This window comes from Microbacterium sp. JZ37 (genome assembly GCF_035188445.1).
In the GTDB taxonomy this organism is placed as follows: Bacteria; Actinomycetota; Actinomycetes; order Actinomycetales; family Microbacteriaceae; genus Microbacterium; species Microbacterium barkeri.
This window is the reverse complement of record NZ_CP045253.1, coordinates 3379590-3403249: the sequence shown is the minus strand read 5'-3', so window position 1 is coordinate 3403249 and position 23660 is coordinate 3379590. Positions and strand designations below refer to the sequence as shown.

Annotated in this window: 21 protein-coding genes; 17 read left to right on the top strand and 4 right to left on the bottom strand. The window is 73.6% G+C overall.

Going from position 1 to position 23660, the window contains the following annotated elements; genetic code table 11:
- Positions 1-4 precede the first annotated feature (4 nt).
- Together GC092_RS15715 and GC092_RS15710 are read left to right on the top strand one after the other, a co-directional pair.
- Positions 5-4309: a type VII secretion EssC family protein gene (locus GC092_RS15715; protein ID WP_324013204.1), complete on the top strand. Its 4305-nt coding sequence runs from the start codon at positions 5-7 to the stop codon at positions 4307-4309.
- A 9-nt stretch (positions 4310-4318) separates the two neighbouring features.
- A complete protein-coding gene (locus tag GC092_RS15710) occupies positions 4319-4927 on the top strand; it encodes an FHA domain-containing protein (RefSeq protein ID WP_324013201.1) in 609 nt (202 codons plus the stop codon).
- Between the two features lie 181 nt (positions 4928-5108).
- Here GC092_RS15710 and GC092_RS15705 read toward each other — a convergent pair whose 3' ends face one another.
- Positions 5109-6089, bottom strand: coding sequence for a putative endonuclease domain-containing protein (locus tag GC092_RS15705; RefSeq protein ID WP_324013200.1), 981 nt, complete (start codon positions 6087-6089; stop codon positions 5109-5111).
- A 438-nt stretch (positions 6090-6527) separates the two neighbouring features.
- Here GC092_RS15705 and GC092_RS15700 point away from each other — a divergent pair, with 438 nt between their 5' ends.
- From GC092_RS15700 to GC092_RS15670, 7 genes are read left to right on the top strand one after another with little or no spacing between them, the layout of a single operon-like run.
- Entirely contained in the window at positions 6528-6821 is a 294-nt protein-coding gene (locus GC092_RS15700) for a WXG100 family type VII secretion target (RefSeq protein WP_271172613.1), read from the top strand.
- Between the two features lie 55 nt (positions 6822-6876).
- Positions 6877-7926 (top strand): WXG100 family type VII secretion target, encoded by a 1050-nt coding sequence (locus GC092_RS15695; RefSeq protein WP_324013198.1) that lies wholly within the window; start codon positions 6877-6879, stop codon positions 7924-7926.
- Positions 7923-8231 carry a hypothetical protein gene (locus GC092_RS15690; protein ID WP_282978450.1) on the top strand — a complete coding sequence of 103 codons (309 nt, stop codon included), beginning with the start codon at positions 7923-7925 and terminating at the stop codon, positions 8229-8231. The genes GC092_RS15695 and GC092_RS15690 overlap by 4 nt, the downstream gene beginning before the upstream one ends.
- A gap of 5 nt (positions 8232-8236) precedes the next feature.
- The gene (locus GC092_RS15685) at positions 8237-13171 is read left to right on the top strand and encodes a DNA/RNA non-specific endonuclease (protein WP_324013195.1); all 4935 of its coding nucleotides are present in this window, start codon (positions 8237-8239) and stop codon (positions 13169-13171) included.
- The gene (locus GC092_RS15680) at positions 13158-13610 is read left to right on the top strand and encodes a hypothetical protein (RefSeq protein ID WP_324013193.1); all 453 of its coding nucleotides are present in this window, start codon (positions 13158-13160) and stop codon (positions 13608-13610) included. Before GC092_RS15685 ends, GC092_RS15680 begins: the two co-directional genes overlap by 14 nt.
- Positions 13607-13897, top strand: a complete 291-nt coding sequence (locus GC092_RS15675) for a hypothetical protein (protein ID WP_271172618.1) — start codon at positions 13607-13609, stop codon at positions 13895-13897. Before GC092_RS15680 ends, GC092_RS15675 begins: the two co-directional genes overlap by 4 nt.
- Positions 13894-14517, top strand: a complete 624-nt coding sequence (locus GC092_RS15670; RefSeq protein ID WP_324013190.1) for a hypothetical protein — start codon at positions 13894-13896, stop codon at positions 14515-14517. Before GC092_RS15675 ends, GC092_RS15670 begins: the two co-directional genes overlap by 4 nt.
- 7 nt (positions 14518-14524) lie before the next feature.
- Here the strand turns inward: GC092_RS15670 and GC092_RS15665 are convergent, their stop codons facing one another.
- Positions 14525-15154, bottom strand: coding sequence for a TNT domain-containing protein (locus GC092_RS15665; RefSeq protein ID WP_324013189.1), 630 nt, complete (start codon positions 15152-15154; stop codon positions 14525-14527).
- A 162-nt stretch (positions 15155-15316) separates the two neighbouring features.
- Here GC092_RS15665 and GC092_RS15660 point away from each other — a divergent pair, with 162 nt between their 5' ends.
- Genes GC092_RS15660 through GC092_RS15640 form a run of 5 tightly spaced genes read left to right on the top strand, consistent with a single transcriptional unit; the run spans position 15317 to position 18962 of the window.
- Complete coding sequence (locus GC092_RS15660) at positions 15317-15709, top strand: hypothetical protein (protein WP_324013188.1); 393 nt, start codon at positions 15317-15319, stop codon at positions 15707-15709.
- Between the two features lie 2 nt (positions 15710-15711).
- Complete coding sequence (locus GC092_RS15655) at positions 15712-16302, top strand: hypothetical protein (protein ID WP_324013186.1); 591 nt, start codon at positions 15712-15714, stop codon at positions 16300-16302.
- 1 nt (position 16303) lies between these two features.
- Positions 16304-17311: an RDD family protein gene (locus tag GC092_RS15650; RefSeq protein WP_324013185.1), complete on the top strand. Its 1008-nt coding sequence runs from the start codon at positions 16304-16306 to the stop codon at positions 17309-17311.
- A gap of 7 nt (positions 17312-17318) precedes the next feature.
- Complete coding sequence (locus GC092_RS15645; protein WP_271172683.1) at positions 17319-18080, top strand: FHA domain-containing protein; 762 nt, start codon at positions 17319-17321, stop codon at positions 18078-18080.
- Between the two features lie 24 nt (positions 18081-18104).
- The gene (locus GC092_RS15640; protein ID WP_324013184.1) at positions 18105-18962 is read left to right on the top strand and encodes a carbohydrate kinase family protein; all 858 of its coding nucleotides are present in this window, start codon (positions 18105-18107) and stop codon (positions 18960-18962) included.
- A gap of 8 nt (positions 18963-18970) precedes the next feature.
- Here the strand turns inward: GC092_RS15640 and GC092_RS15635 are convergent, their stop codons facing one another.
- Positions 18971-19882: an NAD(P)/FAD-dependent oxidoreductase gene (locus GC092_RS15635; RefSeq protein ID WP_324013182.1), complete on the bottom strand. Its 912-nt coding sequence runs from the start codon at positions 19880-19882 to the stop codon at positions 18971-18973.
- A gap of 62 nt (positions 19883-19944) precedes the next feature.
- Between GC092_RS15635 and GC092_RS15630 the strand changes: the two genes are divergently transcribed.
- Complete coding sequence (locus GC092_RS15630) at positions 19945-20436, top strand: MerR family transcriptional regulator (RefSeq protein ID WP_324013181.1); 492 nt, start codon at positions 19945-19947, stop codon at positions 20434-20436.
- 51 nt (positions 20437-20487) lie between these two features.
- Here the strand turns inward: GC092_RS15630 and purB are convergent, their stop codons facing one another.
- The gene (purB, locus tag GC092_RS15625) at positions 20488-21870 is read right to left on the bottom strand and encodes an adenylosuccinate lyase (RefSeq protein WP_271172627.1); all 1383 of its coding nucleotides are present in this window, start codon (positions 21868-21870) and stop codon (positions 20488-20490) included.
- Between the two features lie 207 nt (positions 21871-22077).
- On the opposite strand from purB, the gene GC092_RS15620 reads away from it, so the two are divergent.
- Positions 22078-22338 carry a hypothetical protein gene (locus GC092_RS15620; protein WP_324013179.1) on the top strand — a complete coding sequence of 87 codons (261 nt, stop codon included), beginning with the start codon at positions 22078-22080 and terminating at the stop codon, positions 22336-22338.
- The gene (locus GC092_RS15615) at positions 22335-23660 is read left to right on the top strand and encodes a hypothetical protein (RefSeq protein ID WP_324013177.1); all 1326 of its coding nucleotides are present in this window, start codon (positions 22335-22337) and stop codon (positions 23658-23660) included. The genes GC092_RS15620 and GC092_RS15615 overlap by 4 nt, the downstream gene beginning before the upstream one ends.

Genomic DNA, 23660 nt, shown 5'->3' with positions numbered 1-23660 from the left:
GCCGATGAGCGTGCGCCTGACCCTGCAGACGACGCCCGTGCAGGCCGATTCCTGGCTGCTCGACGTCGACGAGGCGACGACCGTCGGCGAGGTCGCCGAGTCGCTCGGCGTGAGCCCGCAGCTGCTCGCGGGCGGCGCAGACCCGGCGACGCCGCTCGCCGGGGCCGGTCTGCTCTCCGGCGCGGTCATCCCCGACCGGGCCGCGCCCGAGCCCGACCCGCGCACCGTGCGCCTGGAGATCGTCGGCGGCCCGTTCGCGGGCCAGACCGTCCCCGTCGAGCGCGGGCAGGCGCTCACCGTCGGCTCGGGCGAGGGCGACGACGTGCGCGTCGCCGACCCGGCGCTCGCACCCGCCCACCTGACGATCCAGATCGCCCTCGGCGGGCCATCCGACCCCCTCCTCGCGACGATCACCCCCGCGGCCGGGGCGAAGACGCTCGTCAACGACGTCGCGATCACCGCGCCCGAGCGCATCGTGCCGGCCGACCTCGTCCAGATCGGCAGCCTCGTGCTCCGCATCGGCATGGCGCCGCACGCCGACGCCGACCTCACAGACACGATCGGGGGCCGAGGATTCAACCGCCCGTCGCGCGTCCCCGCGCGCGCGGTGCAGCCGTCCATCCAGCTCCCGGGCGACAAGCCGGACGACCCCGATCAGTCGCCTCTGCCGTGGCTGTCGGCCGTCATCCCCGTCGTGCTCGGCGTGACCATGGCCATCCTCTTCCAGCGACCCGTCATGCTGCTCATGGCCGCGGCGAGCCCGATCATGGTGATCGGCTCGTTCCTCACGCAGCGCAAGCTCGCGCAGAAGAAGGGGCTGAAGACCGAGCAGCAGTGGATCGACGAGGTCCGCGTCGCGGGCGAGCGCATCCGCGATCTCGTCAAGCGCCAGCGCCTGGCCGCCTGGTACCGGCTGCCCGACCCCGTGGTCGTGCGCGACATCGTCCTGCGCCCGCTCTCGCGTCTGTGGGAGCGGCGCAAGGCCGACGACGACGCCATGGCGCTGCGCGTGGGCGTGACCGAGATCGACCTCGACGTGCGCTTCGAGGGCGGCGGCCGCGACCGCGGCGCCGAGCAGCGCGTCGGCGTCGGGCCCGCGCCCGTGGCCGTCGACTGCCGCGCGGGCGTCGTGGGCGTGGCGGGGCCGGCCGACGCCGTGCGGTCGCTCGCGCGCTCGATGGTGCTGTCGTTCGCGGCCCTGCGCAGCCCCCGCGACGCCGAGGTCATCGTGCTGTGCGACGACGGCGCGGAGGCCGAGTGGGGGTGGACGAGCTGGCTCCCGCACGCGCACACCGCCGAGCACGTGCCCGCCCTCATCGGCAACGACGACGACACGCGCCGCGAGCGGCTGCGGGAGATCGCCGTCGCCCTCGACGTGCGCATGCGGATGGCCGGCCAGCGCGGCTACGAGGCGCCCACCGACGTGCTCGTGGTCGTCGACGGGGCGCGCCGCTTCCGCATGCTGCCCGGCATGGTGCCGCTGCTCGAGCACGGAGCGCAGCACGGCATCCACGTCCTCGCGCTCGACAGCGACCGGTCGCGCCTGCCCGAGGAGGCGACGAGCGTCGTGGTCGTCGACCCGTCTGATCCGTCGATGGCGTCGCTCGAGCGGCCGGGCGGCTACTTCCCGTCGGTGCTGCTCGACGGCGTCTCGGTGCCGCAGTGCGAGCGGATGGCCAGGGCGCTGTGCTCGCTCGAGCACGTCTCGGGGGTGGGCGACGAGGCGATGCTGCCGACGAGCGTGCGGATGGTCGACCTCCTCGGGATCGACCTCGAGGATCCGTCGCCGCTCGTGCGCCGCTGGAACGCGCAGCCGCGCAACACCTACGTCGTGGTGGGCGCGAACGCCGACGGGGAGTTCGCGCTCGACATCTCGCGCGACGGCCCGCACGCCCTCGTGGCGGGAACGACCGGATCGGGCAAGTCGGAGTTCCTGCAGGCGCTCGTCGTCGGCCTCGCGATGGCCAACCGCCCGGACGCGCTCAACTTCGTGCTCATCGACTACAAGGGCGGGTCGGCGTTCGCCGACTGCGAGCGCCTGCCGCACACCGTCGGCATGGTCACGAACCTCGACGCGCGCGAGACCGAGCGCGCGCTCGCGTCGCTCGACGCCGAGCTCAAGCGCCGCGAGCAGGTGCTCCGCGAGATGGGCGCGAAGGACGTGGACGCCGCGTGGGCGAAGGACGCCGAGACGGCAGCCCGCCGCGGCCTCGCGCGCCTCATGCTCGTGATCGACGAGTTCGCCGAGCTCCGCACCGAGCTCCCGGAGTTCATCGACGGCCTCGTGCGGATCGCCCGCGTCGGCCGCTCGCTCGGCGTCAACCTCGTACTGGCGACCCAGCGGCCATCCGGTGTCGTCACGCCCGAGATGCAGTCGAACATCAACCTCCGCGTCGCCCTGCGCGTGACCGATCGCAACGACTCGTCCGACGTGCTCGGCTCGGGCGAGGCCGCGCTCATCAGCCCGTCGACCCCCGGGCGCGGCTTCGTGCGCCTGGGGCCGTCGGCGGCGCCGATGGGCTTCCAGACGGCGCGCGTCGCGGGCATCCGCCCCGGCGCCGTGCGCACGACGAAGGTGCTGCCGCCCAAGGCGCCGATCACGTGGGATGCGCTCGGCTTCCCCGTGAAGTACCCGCCCGCTGCCGCGCACGCCGAGAACCACGACCACGACGACACGGATCTGCGCGCGCTCGTGAACCTCATCACGGCCGCGGCGGACCAGCTCGGCATCGCGAAGAACCCGAGCCCGTGGCTCGTCCCGCTGCCGGTGACGCTGCCGATCGAGCGGTTCGAGGGGGAGGCGCTGCGGGAGACCGAGATCGTTCTCGGCCTGGAGGACGTGCCGAAGGCGCAGGCGCAGCGCACGCTCACGTGGGACATCGCGACCGGCTCGCACCTGCTCTTCGCGGGCGGGGCCCTGTCGGGGCGCACGACGGCGCTGCGCACCGTGCTCGCGCAGGTGGTCGAGCGGGTCGACCCGGGCGACGTGCACCTCTACATCGCCGACTTCGGCAACGGCGCCCTCCTGCCGCTCGCGGACGCCCCGCACTGCGGCGCGGTCGTCACCCAGCTCGACAGCGACCGGCTGCCGCGCCTCATGCAGCGCCTCCTCGAGGACCTCCAGCGCCGCCAGACGGTGCTCTCGAGCGCGGGCGTCGGGCACATCTCCGAGCAGCGGCGGAACGCGCCCGGGGCCGCACTGCCGTTCGCGATCGTCGCGGTCGACGGCTGGGAGCGCCTGCTCTCGTCGATGGGCCCCGACCAGCTCCTCGCCTTCCGCGAGCAGTTCATCCGACTCCTGCGAGAGGGCCCCGCCGTGGGCGTGCGCGTCGTGATGACGGGCGACCGCGGCGTCTTCGGCGACAAGGTGACGAACTTCGTCGACACGCAGTACGTGCTGCCGGTGCGCGACATCGCGGACTATCGCGCGGCGGGCATCCACGCGAAGGATGTCCCGACCGATCTCCCGCAGGGACGCGTGCTCTTCGGCGCCGAGGCGGCGGAGGCGCAGCTGGCCGTGCTCGGGCGCGACACGAGCGGCGAGGCCCAGACGACCGCGCTGCGGCGCGTCGTCGAGCGCGTGCGCGACGCGTTCGACGAGCGCGGGGGAGCGACCGGCCCCGAGCCGTTCCGCGTCGACCCGCTGCCGAAGTACATCGCGCTGTCGGCCGTGCGCGACCTCCCCGTGGCGGAGGGCGACGACCCCGACGGCATCGTCGTCGCCGTCGGGGGCGACCGACTCGCGCGCTGCACGCTCACGTGGCCGGGCGACGGCGGCTTCGTCGTCTCGGGCACGCGGCGCTCGGGGCGCTCGTCGACGCTCGCCGTCATCCTGCGCCAGCTCGCCGAGCGCGGCGACCACGCGGTCGTCGTCGCCCCCCGGCCCTCGCCGCTCAGCGAGCTCGCGCGCGACATGGGTGTGCCGGTCATCGAGAACACGGCACTCACCCCGCTCGAGCTCGACGAGGTGCTCGCGCCCTACCCCGGGGTCGTGACGTTCGTGGTCGACGACGTCGAGCAGCTGAAGAACGCCCCGCTCGACCACGCCCTCACGGGCGTGCGGCACCGTGCCGTCTTCATCGTGGCCGTCGACGCCGAGTCGACGTCGACCCTCTTCGGCGGTCCGTTCGTCGAGGCCAAGCGCTCGCGGCGCGCGATCGTGCTCCGCCCGGAGGCCGCGCTGTACGGCACCCAGGCCGCGGGCGCGGCCATCCCGAAGTTCATGCTCGGGCAGGTGCCGATCGGCGGCGGGGTGCTCTCCACGCCCCGCGGCTGGCTGCCCGTCCGCGTTCCCGACATCCGCCAGTGAGGAGCTGACATGGCATCGGCACGCTGCGCGTACTGCGCTGCGACACTCGAACCCAGCAGCATGTACTGCCTCGCGTGTGGGCAGCTCGTCCTCACCACGCGGGCCGACCGCGCCGCCGACGACGGGTGGGAGCCGACGGAGCGCGCGGCGGCTCCGGCACCCGTGCCGCCCGCGGAGCCGGCCGCGGATTCGAGGGCCGCCACCGCGCCATCCGCCCCCGCGTGGACGCCGCCCGACATCGCACCGCCCGCGACCCGTGCCGCGGCCCGGGCGCGCGAGGCGTGGGGCGAGCGGGTCCGACTCGTCTTCTCGACAGGGGAGGACGTCATCGTCTCGGGCAGCGCGGTCATCGGGCGGCGACCCGAGCAGACCGCGGCGACCCTCGGCGCGCAGGCCGTGGAGGTCGCCGACACGACGCGGTCGATGTCGCGCGTGCACCTGTACCTCGAGCTCGAGCGGGGCGTCCTGCGGGCGGGCGACGCCGGTTCCGGTAACGGCTCATCGCTGCGCCGCGGCGACCGGACCATCCCGCTCCCCGTGGGCGAGGAGCGGGTCGAGGTGCGCCCGGGCGACGCCCTCCGCGTCGGCGACGTCGAGATCGCGCTGTCGCCGGCCTGAGCCCGTGGTGGCGCCGGTGGCGGGGGCGGCGCCGGTGGTGGGTGCGGCTGTCGGGGTCGCAGTTCGCGGCCGTGTTCGGCGGTTTGGGGCCGGGAAGTGCGACCGGAGTGGTGGGTGCGGCTGTCGGGGTCGCACTTTGCGGCTCTATTCGGCTGTTTGGGGCCGGGAAGTGCGACCGGGATCAGGCGCGACGGCCGCCGAGCGCGTGACGCACGCGTCGGACGAGCTCGCGCGGATTCGCCAGCAGCGGTGCGGTGACCTCGACGACCGTCCATCCCGCTGCGCGCAGTGACGCGATGCGCTCCACGTCGCGAGCCCACGAGGCGCCGTGCAGCATCCCGAGGTACTCGATCGCCACGCGCTCGCGGCGGTAGAGCATGTCGACGCAGGCGAGGAATCGTCCGGAATCGTCGAACACGTCGCCGTTGAGCTCCGGCTCGGGCAGTCCGCCGCAGACGAGCTCGAACCGGACGCGCGATTCCTTGGGCGACCAGGCGTCGGGCCGGATCCATCCGACCGCCTCGCGCAGCCTGACGATTCCCTGCCACCGGCCGGTCGCGAGCGCGGCCTCGAGCTGCGCGACGGTGGCGAGGGGAAGCCGTCCGGGCGTCGGCCGGCCGACGCCTTCGCGCCAGACTCGGCAGAAGAAGTCGCCGAGAGCGATGAGATCCGGCAGCGGAAGCGTTCCGAGGCCGGCCCAGGTCGTCGCCGGCGAGGTCACGAGCAGGCCGGCGTGCTCGCGGAGCGACGTCATCTTCGCCTGCGCGCGGTGCCGGATGACGCCTCGAGCGCGAGGAAGCGCCGTCGGTCCGATCACACCCACGTGGACGCCGAGGTGCGTCTCGTCCGCGACAGCTCCGTCCGGCGTGAACACCAGGGGCAGCGGCGCGCCCCAGACCGACGCTGCCGTCTCGCGGCAGAAGAAGTGGCCCGGATGCAGGCGATGCGCGTACGCCCTGGCGAGTCGGAGCCGCTGCTGCCGCTGCCGTTCGTAAGGGTCCTCGACCTCGAGCGGAGCCAGGTCGACCGTGCGGATGCCGCGAAACGGGCGCCCGAGATCGGCCGCGCGCAGGCGCTTCTCCCCGACGCCCAGCGCGCGTGCGTCGCGCACGGCGAAGGTGTCGCCGAGATCCTGCGGGAGGTTCATCCGGTGCCGGCCCATCTCCTCACCGTCGCACCAGCGCGCCGAGGCGCGTCCGCGCTCTCCACAGCCACCGCGACCTCTGGCTCGCGGTCCACGAACGTTCCGGTCGTAGCTCGCGGCCCCCATCGTCGATTCGGGGCCGCAAACTGCGACCTGGGCGGTGGTGGCGCTCTTCCCGGGGGCGGAACGCGGCAGGTCCCGGCGGGTCCCGGCGGATCCGGGGCGGGTGCCGGCGCGTCGACGGCGGCGCTGTGCAGACGGCGTCGACGCGCGTCCGGGAGACGCCCTCGGCGTCGCCGCCGGCGACATCCCCTGCCGCCTGCCCGCCGGCTGCGCCTGGGCACTCCTCCCCACAGACGGATTTCGGGCCCGCGGCTAGCGTGGAGGCGACCCCGATCATCTGGGGTCAGGGGGCACGACTTCACCGCGCAGCGCGGTCACACCACGGAGGAAGAAATGGCAGAGATCAAGGTCACATCCGAGTCGCTCGCCAGCGTCGCGGGACAGCTCTCGAGCGGATCGCAGTCGATCGAGTCGCAGCTGTCGAACCTCAAGTCCCTCGTCGAGGGCCTCATCGCGGGCGACTGGAACGGCCAGGCGTCGCAGAGCTTCAACGAGCTCTACTCGCAGTGGGACCAGGCGGGCATCCAGCTCAAGGAGTCGCTGCAGGGGATCAGCGACCTCCTCAACCAGGCCGCGCTCTCGTACGAGGACAGCGAGTCGGCGATCGCCGCGACGTTCAACGGCTGATCCGTCGCGGTCGTCGGCGTCCGCGCCGACGACCGCGCCTGCGTAGGGGGCTTCCATGGTGCAGTTCAGGGTGCGGGCCGAGTCGCTCGCCGAGGTCGCGGGCCTTCTCGGCTCGGTGATCGCGACGTTCGACGGCAACATCTCGTCGGTCGACTCGCAGGTCCAGAACGCGCTTCAGAACTGGAAGGGCGACGACGCCGAGTCGTTCCGGCAGAACTGGTCGCGGTTCGTCGCCCTCTCCGAGCAGGTGCGCCTGTCGCTGACCGGACTGCAGAACGGCCTCATCTCCGCCGGCGTGAGCTACGACACGACCGAGAGCGGGCTCCGCCAGGGGATGGCGCAGACGGTGCCGAGCGTGCAGGGGCTGCGCAAGCACGCCGTGCAGTTCGAGGAGGGCGTCGCCCGAGGCGAGGCCCGCGCCGAGGACATGGCCGAGTTCTTCGGCCGCGACTACGCGGGCGACGACGAGGTCGAGCGCTTCGGGGGAGGCGCTCTCGGCGGTTCGAAGGGCCGCTACACGGGCGGCGGCTCGGGCGACACCGACGGCGACGGCGACGACGACTCGATCGGCACCACGCCGTTCCTGTCGGACGAGTCGGTCGAGGAGCTGCACGGCGACGACAGCGAGCTCGAGGCGGGCTTCGTCGAGACCGAGGACGGCGTCGTGCAGAAGCCCGAGGGCGACGTCGACGCCGGCGACGACGCCTCGGACGGCGGCGCAGCAGCGGATGGCGGTGCGCCAGCGGATGGCGGTGCGCCAGCGGATGGCGGCGCGGGCGCGGGCGAGGACGCCGCCGGGCTCGACGCCCAGGGGCAGCCGGCTCCCGCCGATCTGCCGCCGGCTGCGGACTCGTCGATCCACGGCGACGCCGTGCCCGCCGAGTTCGAGCGGCCCGCACCGGAGCAGCGCGCCGAGGCGCCATCGCTCGATGCGCCGTCCTTCGAGGCCTTCGTCGGCGAGCAGCGGGTCGAGGCCCCGTCGCTGCAGGCCGAGTCGCTCCGGGCCGAGATGGGCGCCGTGAGCTTCGAGAGCCCGTCGCTGCAGGCCGAGTCGCTGCAGGCCGACGTCGAGCTCTCGTTCGATGACACGCAGGGGGAGCGATGACCGATCAGCAGGCCGATCCCGCCGAGCTCAAGGCGCTCGAGCAGGCGATGACCGAGCTCGTGGGCTACTGCGACGCACTCCGGAGCGGGGCGTCCGGGTTCGCGTACATGCTCCCCAACGAGTGGCAGGGGCCCGCCATGCAGGCGTTCCTCGGCGCGTTCAACTCCTGGGCGCTCGGCGCCGAGGCCATGCGCCTGAGTGCGGAGGGCCTGCAGAAGCAGGTGCACGCCGCTCAGGTCGCGTACGAGACCTCGGTCGACGCCATGGAGGACTACTGGTCGACCCTCGCGGCGGCTCTGGGATAGGCACGATGTCGAAAGAAGTGAAGATCACCGCGGCCACGATCGAGGCCGACGCCGCCACGTATCGGAACGCCGCGCAGCAGCTCGAGTCGGCCGTCTCGGTGGCGAAGGGGTCGCTGAGCGGCGTCGCGGGCATGGCCGGCGACGACAACGCCGCCGAGGACTTCGCCGGCGGCGGCGACGACGGCTACGACGCGACGGCCACAGCCGTGCTCCAGTCGGTCCAGAGCATCGCGAACGGCTACTGGATCATGGCCGCCGCGCTCGAGAACACCGCGCGGATGTACCGCGCCGCGCAGTCTCCCGGTGCGGGTCAGACTCCCACGATCGAGAAGGCGACGGCGACCGAGGTCAAGGACGAGAAGGGCATCGACGCCCCCTCGGCGCTCGGCCCGGGGCTCCCCGGCGTGCTCGGCGAGTTCCAGGAGATCATCGAGTGGGGCCTCCAGCAGGTCGGCGTCGTGATCCCCACGGGCGACGAGGACAAGCTCGCGCGCGGATCGACCGCGTGGATCACCCTCGCGACGACGGTGCGCACCTGCGGCACGACTGCCGACGGCGCGCTCTCGTGGATCGGCGGCATGAGCCTGCCGCAGCAGGCGATGGTCCAGACGTCGCACGACGGCCTCCGCGCCTCCACGACCGCGATCGCCGGCAACGCCGAGAGCCTCGCGACGCGCATCGACGACTTCGTCGAGCAGCTCAAGATCATGCGCGAGCAGCTGAAGGACTTCCTGCAGCAGATGGCGCTCGAGCTCGCCGTGGATCTCGCGATCACGGGCATCCTCGGCGCCCTCACCTTCGGGCTCGGCGCGATCGCGGGCTCCGCCAAGGCCGCCGCGACCGTCGTTCGCTGGGCCATCAAGATCAAGAACCTCATCGACAAGCTGAAGAACGCCCTCCGCGCGATGCGCGGGGCGCGCGGGGTGACGGCACGCGCCGCGCTCGCCGCGGGCCGTGAGGGCCTCCAGTCGGCGATCTCGAGCTCCGTCTCGACGGCGATCATGAACGCCGCGCACGACGAGAACGACCCGTCCTACCAGCAGCAGGATGTCGGCACGGCCTTCATCTCCGCGTTCGCGGGCGGCGCGGTCGCCTCCCCGGTCTCGCGCGGGCTCGGCGGATCGGGCGGCCCCGGGTTCCGGAGCGGGCTGCGCGAGGTCGGCGGCGAGACGGCGGGCGGTGCGCTCGACGGCCTCGCGAGCGGCGCGGTGGATGCCGCGATGAACGGCACCGAGTTCAACCCGCTGAGCGCGGCGGTGGGTGGCATGATCATCGGCGGCGTCATGTCCACCGGCATGCGCGGCGGCACGAGCGCCGTGAACGCGGGCCGGAACGCCCTCGGGCTCAACAACGGGCGCACGGTGACGCCGAACCCGGCCGGCGACACGAGCGGCAACGCCTCGCCGAGCCAGAACGCGGGCACGACGACGAACCTGCCCGACAGCCCGGCCACGGGCGGAAGCGTCGGCGGCGGATCGTCGAACGGCGGCGGCGGCGGGACGGGCCGCACCGACTACGACGGTCCGACCCCCGGCGGCGTGGGCAGCGGCGGCTCGACGACCGCCGGCGGCGGCGGAGCGGGCACGTCGGACTACGACGGCCCGACCCCGGGCGGCGGAGCGGATGGCGGCGGCGCGGGAGGCGACGGCGGTCACGTCGACGTGCCCACCGATGCGAGCCCCGACGCGCCGGCCGAGCTCCCGGGCGACGGCCCCTCGGCCGAGACCCCGGAGAACGGCTCTGCCCCGGAGAACGGTGCGGGCGACAGCGGCACGGATGGCACGACGCCCGACGCGACGCAGAGCACCCCGGAGACCACGTCGCCCGACGGCACGACTCCCGAGAGCGCGACGCCGGATGGCACGACCCCGGAGGGCCCGACGCCGGATGGCACGACTCCCGAGGGCGCGACGCCGGATGGCACGACTCCCGAGGGCACGACTCCCGAGGGCACCACGCCGGTTGGCGCGACTCCCGAGGGCGCGACGCCGGATGGCACGACTCCCGAGGGCACCACGTCGGATGGCACGACCCCGGAGAGCGCGACGCCGGATGGCACCACACCGGACGGCACGACCCCGGAAGGCACGTCGCCGGAGGGCACGGCCCCGGACGGCACCACGCCGGACAGCACGACTCCCGAGGCCACCACCCCGGAGACCACGGCCCCGGACGGCACAGCCCCCGAGACCACCTCGCCGGAGGCCACCTCGCCCGAGGCCACCTCCCCGGAGGGCGCGTCGCCGGAGTCGGGCACGCAGACGGATTCTCCGTCGGACGGCTCGGCGGAACACCCTGTGGCCGGCGACTCGGACGCATCGCCCGAGAGCTCGACGGACTCCGCCTCGAACGCAGACGCGGCCTCGCCGCAGGAGAGCTCGACGAGCACCGAGTCGCCCGACTCGAGCACGGACGCCGCTGCGGACAGCGACCAGACGCCCGCTGCCGCGGCCGCCGGTCGCGCATCGACGCGCGAGACCGACGCGGCGCCGGTCGATGCGGATGCCGGGCAGAGCGCGGGCGACGGCGCCGGAATCGAGGCCGCGACCTCGGCCGAGTCCGACGCCGACGCGTCGTCCGACGCCGATGAGTCGTCCCACACCGACGACTCCGGTGACACCGAGGAGTCCCGCGACGGCGAGAGCGACCAGCAGGACGCGGATCAGCAGGACGCGGAGCAGCAGGAGGCCGAGGAGGCTGCCGCGGCCGGAGCGGCTTCCGCCGCCGCGGCGGCGGGCGTTCTGGCCGCCCCGCGCGCGATGCCGTTCCGGGGGGCGGGAGCCGGAACCGGCAGCGTCGCCGGCGGTCATGGCGCGGGTGCCGGCAACGGCTCTTCGTCGTCCAGCGATTCGTCGTCCAGCGACCCGATGAGCTCGCCGGATCAGTTCGGGAACGGGTGGGATCGCACGCAGAGCCCCGTCGGGTCGAACCCGATCGATCCGGCCTACGGCGACCCGCGGGGGCCGGGCAACAGCGGGCAGCTCGACCCGCGGTACACCCACCCGGGCGCGGTCCGCCCGGACGTCCAGCACCTCGTCACCGACCCTGCTGCCCCGTACGGGCGCGACGACGCCGGCAACCCGCTCTCTCAGGCGGACTGGGAGTCGCGGTACACCGACGCGAACAACCGGCCGGTGTATCCCGGCAACGACGGCGGCGACCCGGGGTCGTATCGGCACATCACAGACCTCGACGTGTTCCACCAGAACTACGGCGGGCAGCTCGATCGCATGGGCGGTCCGCAAGGCGACTACTTCTCGCTTCCCGGCACGCCGTTCGAGGCGCGCGCCCTTCCGCCGGGCAACCTCCGCGCGGACTACACGATCCGCGATCTCGTGAGCCTCCCTCCGGGCGGGCGGATCGAGGTCTCCCGGATCGCGCCGGCCTTCGGGCAGCCGGGCGGCGGCCTGCAGGTGCGCATCCTCGACGGCAGCGGCCGGCCGATGTCGCAGGAGGCTCTCGAGCGCGGCGGCCACCTCCGCGATCCCGATGCCCCGGACGCGTCCGACGGATCGAGCACGCGGAACGGCGCTGCGACCGGACACGACGCGGACGCCTCGGATGGCCCTGCGGACGGCGCTGCGGACGCCTCGGATGGCGCTCCGGACGCCTCGGATGGCGCTGCGGACGCCTCGGATGGCGGTGCGGACGCGGACGAGACGGGTGCGGCCTCCGACGACCAGTCCGCGGCCCAGGAGGGCGAGCGTGACCCGCGGTCGCCCTCGCCCGAGGACAGCCCCGAGCAGATCCGCGACAAGATCGACGAGGCGCTGGGGCAGTCGAACACGGGCTACGACCCGTACGACCTCTCGAACGGGTACGCCGAGAACTGCGGGAACGTCGCGGCGAACATGCACGACTTCCTGAGCGGCCAGCCGATCCGGGATGCCGACACCGGCACGCTCGACATCGACGAGATGGAGGCGCGCACGGGGCTGCCGCAGACCCCGATGACGCCGGATCAGATCGAGGCCACGCTGCGCGCTCAGGGACCGGGCTCCCACTGCGTCGTCGGCGTCGACCGCGGCGACGACCTCGACGGGCACTGGTTCAACGCGGTGTTCGACGGCGAGCAGGTCTGGGTCGTCGACGGCCAGGACGGCACGCGGTCGCCGTGGCCGCCGGACGAGCCGGACGCGACGAACTGGGACGCGTCGATCGACCCGTCAGACGTCGTCGACGGAGGCGTCGACGCGGATGCCGGCGCCGACGGGGCCGGCGCCGACGTGGACGGCCCGGCCGGTGACCGGACGGGCGGGCGGCGGATGCAGCCCGTGCACACGGGACAGGACGCTGCGGGCCGGCACACGTACACGGTCGACTGGGATCGTCCGAGGACGCCGTTCGCGAAGCAGAGAGGGCTGGAGCCGAACGCCGTCTACGAGGTGAAGGGCCGGGGGACGTTCTACACCGACGCTTCCGGCACGGTGACCCGCGTTGAGACCTCGTACAGCTCGGACGGACTGAATCCGGACCTCCACAATCCGCAGCCGAGCACGACCTACGTCGTGACCACGGAGAACGGCAACAGCACGCACACGTTCGAGACGGACCATCGGGGCCGGACGATCGAAGCGCACACCGACAGCCTCGACTTCGACGACGCGCGTCGATCGGAGAGCGTGCAGAGCCGTGTCGGTCGGCAGGGCGGTGCCGACTACGACGGCGGGCACCTGTTCGGCAATCAGTTCGGCGGCGGCGGCGAGAGCGTCAACCTCGTCGCGATGCTGCGCGACGTCAACCAGAACAGCGGAGCGGACAGCTTCTACGCGCTCGAGCAGCACTGGGCCGACCTCCGCCGCGCCCACCCGCAGACGCCGATCGAGGTGCGGATCTCGCCGATCTACGATGGGAACGCCAAGACGCCGGATGTCATCCAAGTCCGCTGGACGGAGAACGGACAGGTGAAGATGAGGGAGTTCTTCAATGACGACATCTGATGACGCGGCGGTCGAACCCCCCTTCCTCGTCGAAGCGCGGCTCCGAGAGGAGATCGCGAGGACCCTGGCGAGCGCCGCACCCGGCGACTGGGAGGCCATCCGCTACCGCGCCGCGACCGTCGCCGGCGTCGCGGATGTCACGATCTCCCTCGTGCGGGAGGGACGCGAGGAGCCCTTCCTCGACGCTCCGTCGGTCGCGCTGCCTCGGAGGCGACTCCGCGCGGCGATGTACCGGCCGGGCGAGGGGACCTGGTTCTCGCTCGAGCTCGAGGTGTCGCGGAGCGGGTCGGTCGAAGCCCGGTACGACTACGACGGCGAGCCGGCCTTCCACGTCGCCCCGGCGGCGAGCGCATGGGCGCAGGACCAGGAGCGGTTCCCCCGCGATCCGGAGAACCAGCCGGACTGGCTGAAGCGCAAGCTCGAGGAGGCGTCGTCGTGAGCGGCGCATCACCCTCTCCGGCGCAGCAGCGTCTCATCGACGTCGGTGTGGCGTACTGGCGGCGGATGGTGTCGGAGGAGGCTCCGCTCGGCGTCGAGCTGCTGCCGGACGACGATGCGGTCGTCGTCTCGCACGCCGTGCGCGGCGGAGGGCGGATCTACGTCGCCGCCGATGAATCCGTCCTGTTCGCGGGGTCGGGGGCGCCCCCGCACGAGGCGATCGAGGTCTTCCGGTCGGGGCGGCGCACGCCGCCGGAGCAGTTCCGGCCGCGCGACGGCCGCCGGTGACGATGCGCACGAGCTTCTCGGCGCCTCCGCCTCACGGCCCGGACGCGCCCCTCGTCGGCGAGGCCGAGCTCGACATCTGGGGTGCGCGTGCGGTCCGGCACGCGTCCTGGGCGAGAGAGCTCCTCGGCCGGCTCGCGGCGCAGCGCGGGGAGCATCTCGACCGGGAGAGCCTCCGCTACGCGGTGACGGCGGGTCCGGAAGAGCTCGCGGCCGTGTGGGCAGCGGGGCACGCCGTCGTGTACGTCGCGCCCGACGGCTCCGTGTGGCATGCGGACGCGGAGACCGTGCGCCGAGAGGACTACGAGGACTTCGCACGGGGAGAGCGGACGCCGATCGAGCGGTTCGGCGCGCCGGCCGACGAGGGCGACCTCGCGCGGTCCGCGATCCCGGGGCTGGCCGAGGATCTGGCCGCGCGCGCGGGACTCGACGTGCTCCCTCGTCGAGCAGGGGTGCTGCTCGCGGTGGGCGACATGGAGCTGGAATGGCTCATCGCGGAGGAGGACGGCGTGCTCGTCGCCTATCGCGTCGAGCGGGGCTCCGCGCGGGAGCTCGCGCGATCGTCCGACGCGTCCGTCGCGGTGCGCGCTGTCGAGTCCTCGCTCGGTCTCCCGCGCGACTGAACGGCCGTCAGCCGTCGACGCGGATCCGCTCGAGCGCTCCGCCGACGACGAGGTCGCGGATGCCGACGAAGTCCTGAGCGAGCGTGCAGCGGAGTCCTCCGCCGCGCTGACCGAACCAGGGCTGGGCGATCTCGACGCGCACGAGCACGTTCGACCGGGTGAGGAACGCATGCCGTTCCGAGCCCTCGGGCAGCACGCCCACCGGCGGGAGCGAGCGTGCTTCGTAGGCCGTCCCGTAGGGGAAGAGCATCGTGCCGTCGAGAGCGCCGATCCGGTCCAGCGCGACGCCCGACGGCAGCTCGACGAGGAGCGAGCCGCTCGCCGCGCGGTCCTGCAGATCGGCGAAGTGCGCCGTCGCATCCTGCACCGCGCGCTCGACCTCCGCCTCCGGCAGCGTCGTCTCCTCCGGGATCGGGCGGTCCAGGTACGCGAGCAGGAGCGTGGCGGCGGCGGCCTCGTCCGGCGCCGATCCGAGCGCGAAGGCGCGCCCGTAGTCGACGGTCTCCAGCAGCCATCCGTCGGCGTCGGGGGAGAGGCGCAGTGCACCCTCCAGCGCGGGGCCGTCGTCTCCGGGCAGGATCACCGCCCGAGGGTGCACGGATCGGCGCGCGAGTTCCTGCCGCAGCGTGTCGAACATGCCTCGAGCCTAGCCAGCGCGCCCGCCGGGCGCGGGTCTCCGACATGGGCAGGACGACCCGCTGGCGCGCCCGTCCCGGGTGCAGCGCATGCGCATGGGCTGAACTCCCCATCCCGCGGACGGGGAGCGGATGGCCCGCGCCTCTAGCATGGAGGATCGCGAATGCCGTCGCGCCCGCGCGACGGCGAGGCAGGACCCACGGAGCGGAGCAGGACTGTGTCGACGACCGCGGACACCCTCGCGCAGCGCTGCGAGCGGCTGCGCGAGCCGGTGACCCAGCTGACCGCCGTGAGCATCGGCGCTGCGGTGAGCCCGACGGGCATCGCGGAGGCGCTCGTCGCGGCGCGCGAGGTGCAGGCCATCCTCGAGGACGACAGCTCGGGCATCGAGCCCGGAGCCTTCGCCGACTGGCTCCCGACCGCCCGCTCGACCGTGCGCGGCATGGTCGAGGCGCTCGAGCGCGGCGACGCCGCCGAGTCCTACCGGCTCTTCACCGACCAGTCCACGGGCTTCTACCGTCTCGCGCTCGGGTGCGCGGGATTCCCGGGGTGGTGAGGATGGCCCTGCAGGAGATCGAGCGCGGGCTCCTCCGCGCGCAGCCCGAGCGGTTCGCGCAGGAGCGCTCGCGACAGAAGCTCGTCGGGTACGGCATCGCCGCGGGCGTGCTGCTGCTCGCCGCGATCATCGGCACGGCGAGCCTGCCCGCGTTCTGGGCGCACTTCAGCGGGATGGCGCAGGCCGGGTACGACCCCGTGCGCCCGTTCCGCGGCGCGGGGATGGGGTTCGTGGGGGTCGTGATCGCCCTCGTGTTCCTGTGGCTCTTCGGCCTCCTCTTCGCCCATGCCGCGATCTTCCGCGCACGCAACTGGGTCGAGCGCGCGTCGGGTCACCGCATCCGCACGGGTCGGACCGCCCGGTTCGGGGACGTCGGCGCATACGACCGCTGGCTCGCGCAGATCCAGTCCGGCGGCCTCGCGTCGTTCCCCGACGCGGCCGGCGGCGCCGGCGCGGGGAAGGCCATCCTGCAGACCTTCGAGGATCGCGAGGGCGGCCGTGTCTTCGTGTGGCTCGAGGCGGCCGACGGGCGCCACGCATCGTTCGAGTTCGAAGGCGCGCCCGCCCGGGCGCTGATGACGCCCGCGGGGTGACATGAGCGGCTGGGCGATCATCGACGCACGGGAGGCGGCGCCGGAGCCGACCCCCGTGAGCGTCGACCGCGCCGCTCAGCTCGGCCTCCGTGCCGCGCCGCTCGGGCGCCGCATCGGCGCGGCGGCGATCGACGCCCTCCCGGCCGCCGTGTTCGCGGCGCCGGTCGCGCTCGCTCCCCGCGCCATCCTCTCGGGCGAGCTCCTCTGGATCCTCATCGCCGCGACGGGTGCGCTCCTCCTCGTCGTCTACGGGCTCGTGCAGCTCGCCTCGCACGGTTCGCGCGGTCAGACGTTCGGCAAGCAGCTGCTGCAGCTGCGCACCGTCCGCGCCGACACGCTCCGTCCGATCGGATTCTGGCGCGCGGTCCTCAAGGCCGGCATCCCCGTCGCCGCGGGCGTCGTGCCCGTGGTGGGAACCGCCGTCGTGCTGCTGTCGCCGCTGTGGGATCGCGAGGGACGCCGCCGCGGCTGGCACGATCATGCGGCGCGCGCGTGGCTCATCGACCTGCGCGCGGTCGACCCGACCGACCCGATCGCGTTCGAGGCCGCGCGCGGCCGGGCCAGGGCGCGCGTCGACGTGGCGCCAACGCCATCCGCTGCCGCGCCGTCGCCATCGCCCGCGTCGGCGCCATCCGCCGAGCCCGTGCCGTCCGCGCCGGCCGAGCCCGCGCCATCCGCATCGGCACAGGCGCGCGTGCGCCTCGACACGGGCGAGGAGTACCTCGTCTCGGGGCTCTGCCTCGTCGGCCGGATGCCCGCACCCGAGCCCGACGAGCGCGTCGCCTACGCGCTGCCCGTCCGCGACGATGCGCGCTCGGTGTCCAAGACCCATTTCGCCCTCGACGTGCGGGCCGAAGGGATGGCGGTCCTCGATCGCGGTTCCGGCAACGGCACGCGCGTCATCCGAACCGGCGTCGAGTACCCTGTCGCCGTCGGTGTCCCTGTTCCGATCCGCCCAGGCGACCGCATCCGCTTCGGCGATCGCACGATGGAGGTCCTCCATGTCTGACAACCTCATGAGCGCGCCCGACAGCGCTCCCACCGACACCGTCCCGGGGGCCGAGCGCCCGCTCCGCGTCGAGTTCGCCGGCGAGTGGTTCACGGTGAGCCCGAGAGCGCGCTTCTCGATCGGGCGCGAGGGCGACCTCGAGGTCGACGACAACCAGTACCTCCACCGGCACTTCCTCGAGCTGTCGTTCAACGACGGCCTCTGGTGGCTCGCGAACGTCGGGTCGCGCCTCGCGGCGACCGTCTCGAGCGCGGGCGGAGCGGTGCAGTCGTGGCTCTCGCCCGGCGCCCGCATGCCCGTCGTCTTCGCGCAGAGCGTGATCGTCTTCACCGCCGGCCCCACGACGTACGAGATCGGGCTGCACACGGAAGAGGCCCACTACGCCGTCTCGAGTCAGGTGCAGACGTCGATGAGCGGCGAGACGACCGTGATGCCGGTGAGCTTCACGCCCCTCCAGCGCGTGCTCATCGTCGCGCTCGCCGAGCCCATGCTGCGTCGCGAGGGCGTGAGCGTGAGCGAGCTGCCGTCGTCGAGCGCCGCGGCCGCGCGGCTCGGGTGGACGATGAGCAAGTTCAACCGCAAGCTCGACAACGTCTGCGACAAGCTCGACCGGATGGGCGTGCAGGGCCTGCGCGGAGGCCCCGGCAAGCTCGCGACGAATCGCCGCGCGCGCCTCGTCGAGTACGCGGTGTCGTCGCAGCTCGTGACGCGCGCCGACCTGCCGCTCCTCGACGACGAGGCGCTGCGGAACTCGACCGAGGAGGACTGACCCGCCATCCGGTTGGATGGGGGCATGCCCTCTCCTCGCGTCGTCGTGTGCGGCCCCTCCGCCTGGAACCATCTGATCGTGCTCGACCGGCTCCCCGAGCCCGTTCCGCACATGCAGTTCGCCGAGCGCGCCTGGCACACGGCGGGCGGCACATCGGCCGGCAAGGCGCTGCACCTCGCCGACCTGGGCGTCGACGTGCGCCTGCGGACGCCCGCCGGCGACGACGCCGACGGCGCGCGTCTTCTCGCGGCGCTCGAGGCGGCAGGGGTCACGGTCGACCGGGTCGCGTCGGAGCGCACCGAGCGCCACGTCAACCTCATGACCGACGCCGGCGCGCGCGTATCGCTGTACGTCTCGACGCCCACCACGCCGTCGTCGGCGGATGTCGACGCGGCCGCGCTCGCCGTGGCGGAGGCCGACATCGCCATCGTCGACCTGAGCGAGCTCGGGATGCTGCTCGTCGAGCGCTCGCCCGCGACCCCGCTGTGGATCGACCTGCACGACTACGACGGCTCATCGGCCTTTCACGAGCCGTTCGTCCGCGCGGCCGACGTCGTCTTCATGAACGACGACCGCACCGACGACCCCTGGGCGCTCATGCGGTCGTGCCTCGACCGCGGCCCGCGCCTGGCCGTCTGCACGCGCGGAGCGGAGGGCGCGGTGGCCCTGTCGGCGTCGGGCGAGCGGTTCGAGGTCGCGGCCGCACCCGCGACCGTGGTCGACACGAACGGCGCGGGCGACGCCTTCATGGCGGGCTTCCTCGCGGCGACGGCGCGCGGGGCGGCGGTGGACGATGCCCTGCGCGCCGCCGCCGAGCAGGCCCGCATCGCGATCGGATCGCGGCACCTGCACCCCGCGCTCGAGAGCGCCGTCGGCGACTGAGCCCGCGACTACATCCCCAGCGCCTCCGCCACGAGATCCTGCACGCACGCGGCGCCGGCGAGCTGCCCCGACGCGACAGCGGCCGCGACCGCGTGCAGCGGCATCGGCAGGCCCGGTGGCTGCGCGATGTCGCCGGCGGCGTACACGCCCGCGCGGCTCGTGCGGCCGAAGCCGTCGACGACGATCGCTCCGCCGTCGCTCATGGCGAGCCCGAGGTCCGCGGCGAACGGCGCGGCCTGCCGCCACGCGGTCGACGTGAACATCCCCGCGAAGCGCTCGCTCGAGCCATCCGAGAACCGCGCGGCGACGCCGGCGCCCTCCTGCGCGATCTCGGCGATCCGGCCCGAGCGGATGGCGGCGCCGAGCCGCGCGAGCACGCCGGCCACCTCCGGGGCGACGGGCTCGTCACCGGGCAGGACCACCGTCTCGGCGGCGATCGGAGCGAGCATGGCGACGAGGCGCGGCGTGTGCTCGCCGGCCCCGATGATGCCGACGCGTCCGCCCGCGAACTCGTGCCCATGGCAGAACGGGCAGTGCGCGACGGCGTCGCCGAACGCATCGGCGAGGCCCGGGATGGCCGGCAGGGCGTCGGCCACGCCCGTCGCGAGGATCACGCGGCCGGCATCGATGCGATCGCCGTTCTCGAGCTCGAGGGCGAACGCTCCGAGGTCGCCCGTGATCGACACGACCTTCCCCTCGACCGGCGTGATCGTCGGGTAGGCGGCGATCTCCTCGCGTGCCGTGGCCCGGAACGCGGCGGGCGGGCGTCCGTCGTTCGTGACGATGTTGTGCATCGCGCTCGTGGGGGCGTTGCGGTAGACGCCCGAGTCGATGAGCGCGGCCGAGCGGTGCATCCGGCCCAGTGTGAGGGCGGCCTGGAGGCCGGCCGGGCCTCCTCCGATGATCGCGACGTCGTGCATGTGCGGCTCCTTCCGGATGGTGCGGGTTGCGGGAGGAGGCCAGTGTGTGACTTCATGTCGACATGAAGTCAAGTGCGTGGACGGTCGGCGAGCTGGCGGAGCGATTCGGGCTGGCGACGCACGTGCTGCGCCACTGGGAGGACCGCGGGCTCCTCGCGCCCGAGCGCGACGGCGCGGGGCGGCGCCGCTACGGCGAGGCCGACGCGTATCGCGTCGCGGTCATCATCGCGAGCAAGGCCGCCGGGATGAGCCTCGATCAGATCCGCGCGCTCGTCGACACGGGCGCGGCCGGGCGGCATGAGATCCTCGAGCGCCACCTCGCCGAGATCGACGAGAGCATGGCCGCGCTCGAGCGGGCGCGCGCGATGGCGCTGCACGCGCTCGAGTGCCGCGCGCACGACATCTCGACGTGCCCGAACTTCCGCGCGAACGTGGCCGACATCGTCGCGGGCACGCGTCGCGGCATGGGGTTCCCCGGCGTGCGAGCGCAGGAGAATCCGCCGAGAGCAGGACGGCAGGGGCCGATCGGTCCTGTCGCGGCGCGATCGTCCTGATCCCGCGCGGGCGCTGCGGCCATCCGCCGACGACGGATGGCCGGACCCGGCTCAGAGGTAGGTGCGCGTGAGCTGCTCGGCCAGGCCCGAGTAGGTCGCGGGCGTGAGCGCGAGCAGGCGCTGCTTCGCCTCGTCGCCGATGTCGAGGCCCTTCACGAACTCGGCCAGCTCGGCCGCGCCGACGCGGCGACCGCGCGTGAGCTCCTTGAGGAGCGCGTAGGGGTCGCTGATCTGCGAGCGGCCCGCGACGACCTCGGCGCGCACGACGGTCTGGATGGCCTCGCCGAGAACCTCCCAGTTGACGTCGAGGTCGGCGAGGAGCACGTCGCGCGAGAGCGAGATCTCGCCGAGACCCCGGCGCAGGTTGTCGAGCGCGAGCAGCGAGTGCCCGAACGCGACGCCGATGTTGCGCTGCGTCGTGGAGTCGGTGAGGTCGCGCTGCAGGCGCGACGTGACGAGCGTCTGCGCGAGCGTCGTGAAGATGCCGCCCGCGATCTCGAGGTTCGCCTCGGCGTTCTCGAAGCGGATCGGGTTGATCTTGTGCGGCATGGTCGACGATCCGGTCGCGCCCGCGACGGGGATCTGCGCGAAGTAGCCGAGCGAGATGTACGTCCAGATGTCGCTCGCGAGGTTGTGCAGGATGCCGCCGGCGTGCTTCGCGCGGTCGTACAGCTCGACCTGCCAGTCGTGCGACTCGATCTGCGTCGTGACCGGGTTGAACGTGAGGCCGAGCGACTCGACGAAGTCGCGCGCGAGGTTCGGCCAGGCCACCTGCGGGTCGGCCGCGAGGTGGGCCGACCACGTGCCGGTCGCACCCGAGAACTTGCCGAGGTACTCGGTGCCCTCGATCTGCCGGATGACCCGCTCGAGGCGCCACACGAAGACGCCCAGCTCCTTGCCCATGGTGGTCGGCGTCGCGGGCTGTCCGTGCGTGCGCGAGAGCATGGGCGCGTCGGCGTGCTCGTGGGCGAGTGCGCGCAGGCGCTCGACGACCGCGCGCAGGGCCGGCAGCCAGACGCCGATGACGGCGCGCTTCACCGTGAGGGCGTACGAGAGGGAGTTGATGTCCTCGCTCGTGCAGCCGAAGTGCGTGAGCTCGGCGATCGCGTCGAGGCCGAGCTCGGACAGGCGGTCGCGCACGAGGTACTCGACGGCCTTGACGTCGTGGCGCGTGACGGCCTCGCGCTCGGCGAGCCAGTCGATCTCGGCCTGGCCGAAGGTGAGGTAGAGGGCCCGCAGCCGGTCCTTGTCCTCGCCCGACAGCGGCGCGGTGCCGAAGAGGGCGTTGTCGGTGAGGGCGATGATCCACTCGACCTCGACCTCGACGCGGGCTCGGTTGAGGCCCGCCTCCGACAGGTAGTCGCCGAGCGGCGAGACGACGCCCTGGTAGCGGCCGTCGAGCGGGCTCAGGGGCTGGGTGGGGAATGCGGTCACGATGAGCCTCCGGTGACGGGCTGGCGCGCGCTCGCGTGCGGATGGCGGAAGGGAGCGGCGGGACAGCGGCGTGGCTGGCCCTCCCGATCATACTCAGCGCGGCATCGCGGCCCCTCACCGCGTGCACAGGCGGGCGACACGCGCGCGGGCCATCCACGCGCCCGCTCCGTCGTCTTCCCGGGCCGCCGTCCGCACGATCCTGGACGCATGATGACGCAAGACGAGCTGGCCGCGATGATCGAGATCGCCCAGCGCAGGATGGACGAGATCGCCGGCGAGCTGCGCGAGGTGGCGGCCTCGGTCGAGGCCGTGTCGCTGCTCACGACATGGCGGTCGGAGGCGGCCGACCGGTTCCGCGCGTCCGCCAGGGACCTCCTCACCGCCCTGCACAGCGCGGCGTTCCGGTGCGAGGCCGAGGCGCGGGCGCTGCCGTCCGCCGCGGCGACGGTGCTCTTCCCCGCGGCATGATCGACGTCGGCTCGGGCGGCGCCGTGGCCGTCGATCCCTCGGAGCTGCGCACCCTCGCGGCGCAGCTGGATGGCGACGCCGCTCGGCTGGGCGACCTCGCGCGCGAGATCGGCGGCGTCGCGCGCCTGCTCGGCGACGTGCTCGCGGCGGTCGAGGGGCTGCACGCGTGTGCCTCGACCGTCGCGGTGGACGCGGCATCCGCCGGAGACATCGCGCGGGCGATGCGCTTCGCCGCCGACACCTACGAGATGGTCGAGCTGCAGGCGCGCGCGCTCATGGAGCAGCAGGACGCAGACGCGCGAGGTCCGCTCGCCGAGCTCCTGCGGATGCGCCAGGAGCAGCTCGAGCAGCGGAGCCCCGGTGCGGGTGAGGAGGCGGAGCGCCTGCTGAGCGCGTGGCGCGCCGAGCATGGCGGCGAGTTCCTGCGGCAGATCGACCGCGGCCCTGGCTGGCTGCTCGGGATGTTCGGCCTCTCGGCTCCGCTCATGTTCGCGCCCGTGCCGTTCATCATCCAGGGGCTGCGCCGCGCGCGCACGGGGCGGATCCCCGACGGCACCTCCCTGCGCGGGCGCGCCCCCGAGCCGGTGATGCGGCCGGGGGCACGCGGGGAGCCGGGGCGCGCTCCGCTGTCGTTCGGCGATCTCGCTTCCCGCGTGCCCGACGGCGATGACGCGACGATCCGCGTCGAGCGGTACACGCTCGCGGATGGCCGACGCGAGTTCGCCGTGTACGTCGCGGGCACGCAGGGCGAGAGCGGCACGGTGCTCGACTGGGACTCGAACGTGCGCCTCTACAGCGGCGAGCGGTCGCAGGCGTACGAGGCCGTCGAGCGCGCCCTCGAGGAGGCGGGGGCGCAGCCGGGCGACGTGCTGCACGCGGCCGGGTTCTCGCAGGGCGGCATGATCGCGGGCTGGCTGGCGGCCGAGGGGCGCTACGACGTGCAGACGCTCGTGACCCTCGGTGCGCCCATGGAGCTCGACACCCGCTCCGACACGGTCGTGGTCACGGTGCGCCACGACGACGACCCGTTCCCGCTGCTCGTGGGCGGCGGGGCGCCGCATGCGCCCGGCTCCGACCGGAGCGTGCTCATCGAGCGCACGCTCGACCCGGCGAGCACGCCCTTCGACGTCGCGATCCCCGCGCATCGGCTCGAGGCGTACATCGAGACGATGCGCTCGTTCGACGCCTCGGGGGATCCGAGGGTCGCCGCGCTCGGCGAGCGCCTCGCGCACCTGCAGGAGGCGCCGACCGTCGAGGTGTTCGACTTCCGGCCCGAGAAGTCGCCCGAGCGGTCGGCGCGGGAGGGAGGCGGTGCGTTCTGA

Coding starts and splice junctions, on each gene's coding strand:
- GC092_RS15715 (WP_324013204.1), top strand. CDS start 5: ATGAGCGTGCGCCTGACCCTGCAGACGACGCCCGTGCAGGCCGATTCC.
- GC092_RS15710 (WP_324013201.1), top strand. CDS start 4,319: ATGGCATCGGCACGCTGCGCGTACTGCGCTGCGACACTCGAACCCAGC.
- GC092_RS15705 (WP_324013200.1), bottom strand. CDS start 6,089: ATGGGCCGGCACCGGATGAACCTCCCGCAGGATCTCGGCGACACCTTC.
- GC092_RS15700 (WP_271172613.1), top strand. CDS start 6,528: ATGGCAGAGATCAAGGTCACATCCGAGTCGCTCGCCAGCGTCGCGGGA.
- GC092_RS15695 (WP_324013198.1), top strand. CDS start 6,877: ATGGTGCAGTTCAGGGTGCGGGCCGAGTCGCTCGCCGAGGTCGCGGGC.
- GC092_RS15690 (WP_282978450.1), top strand. CDS start 7,923: ATGACCGATCAGCAGGCCGATCCCGCCGAGCTCAAGGCGCTCGAGCAG.
- GC092_RS15685 (WP_324013195.1), top strand. CDS start 8,237: ATGTCGAAAGAAGTGAAGATCACCGCGGCCACGATCGAGGCCGACGCC.
- GC092_RS15680 (WP_324013193.1), top strand. CDS start 13,158: ATGACGACATCTGATGACGCGGCGGTCGAACCCCCCTTCCTCGTCGAA.
- GC092_RS15665 (WP_324013189.1), bottom strand. CDS start 15,154: ATGTTCGACACGCTGCGGCAGGAACTCGCGCGCCGATCCGTGCACCCT.
- GC092_RS15660 (WP_324013188.1), top strand. CDS start 15,317: ATGCCGTCGCGCCCGCGCGACGGCGAGGCAGGACCCACGGAGCGGAGC.
- GC092_RS15655 (WP_324013186.1), top strand. CDS start 15,712: ATGGCCCTGCAGGAGATCGAGCGCGGGCTCCTCCGCGCGCAGCCCGAG.
- GC092_RS15650 (WP_324013185.1), top strand. CDS start 16,304: ATGAGCGGCTGGGCGATCATCGACGCACGGGAGGCGGCGCCGGAGCCG.
- GC092_RS15645 (WP_271172683.1), top strand. CDS start 17,319: ATGAGCGCGCCCGACAGCGCTCCCACCGACACCGTCCCGGGGGCCGAG.
- GC092_RS15640 (WP_324013184.1), top strand. CDS start 18,105: ATGCCCTCTCCTCGCGTCGTCGTGTGCGGCCCCTCCGCCTGGAACCAT.
- GC092_RS15635 (WP_324013182.1), bottom strand. CDS start 19,882: ATGCACGACGTCGCGATCATCGGAGGAGGCCCGGCCGGCCTCCAGGCC.
- GC092_RS15630 (WP_324013181.1), top strand. CDS start 19,945: ATGAAGTCAAGTGCGTGGACGGTCGGCGAGCTGGCGGAGCGATTCGGG.
- GC092_RS15620 (WP_324013179.1), top strand. CDS start 22,078: ATGATGACGCAAGACGAGCTGGCCGCGATGATCGAGATCGCCCAGCGC.
- GC092_RS15615 (WP_324013177.1), top strand. CDS start 22,335: ATGATCGACGTCGGCTCGGGCGGCGCCGTGGCCGTCGATCCCTCGGAG.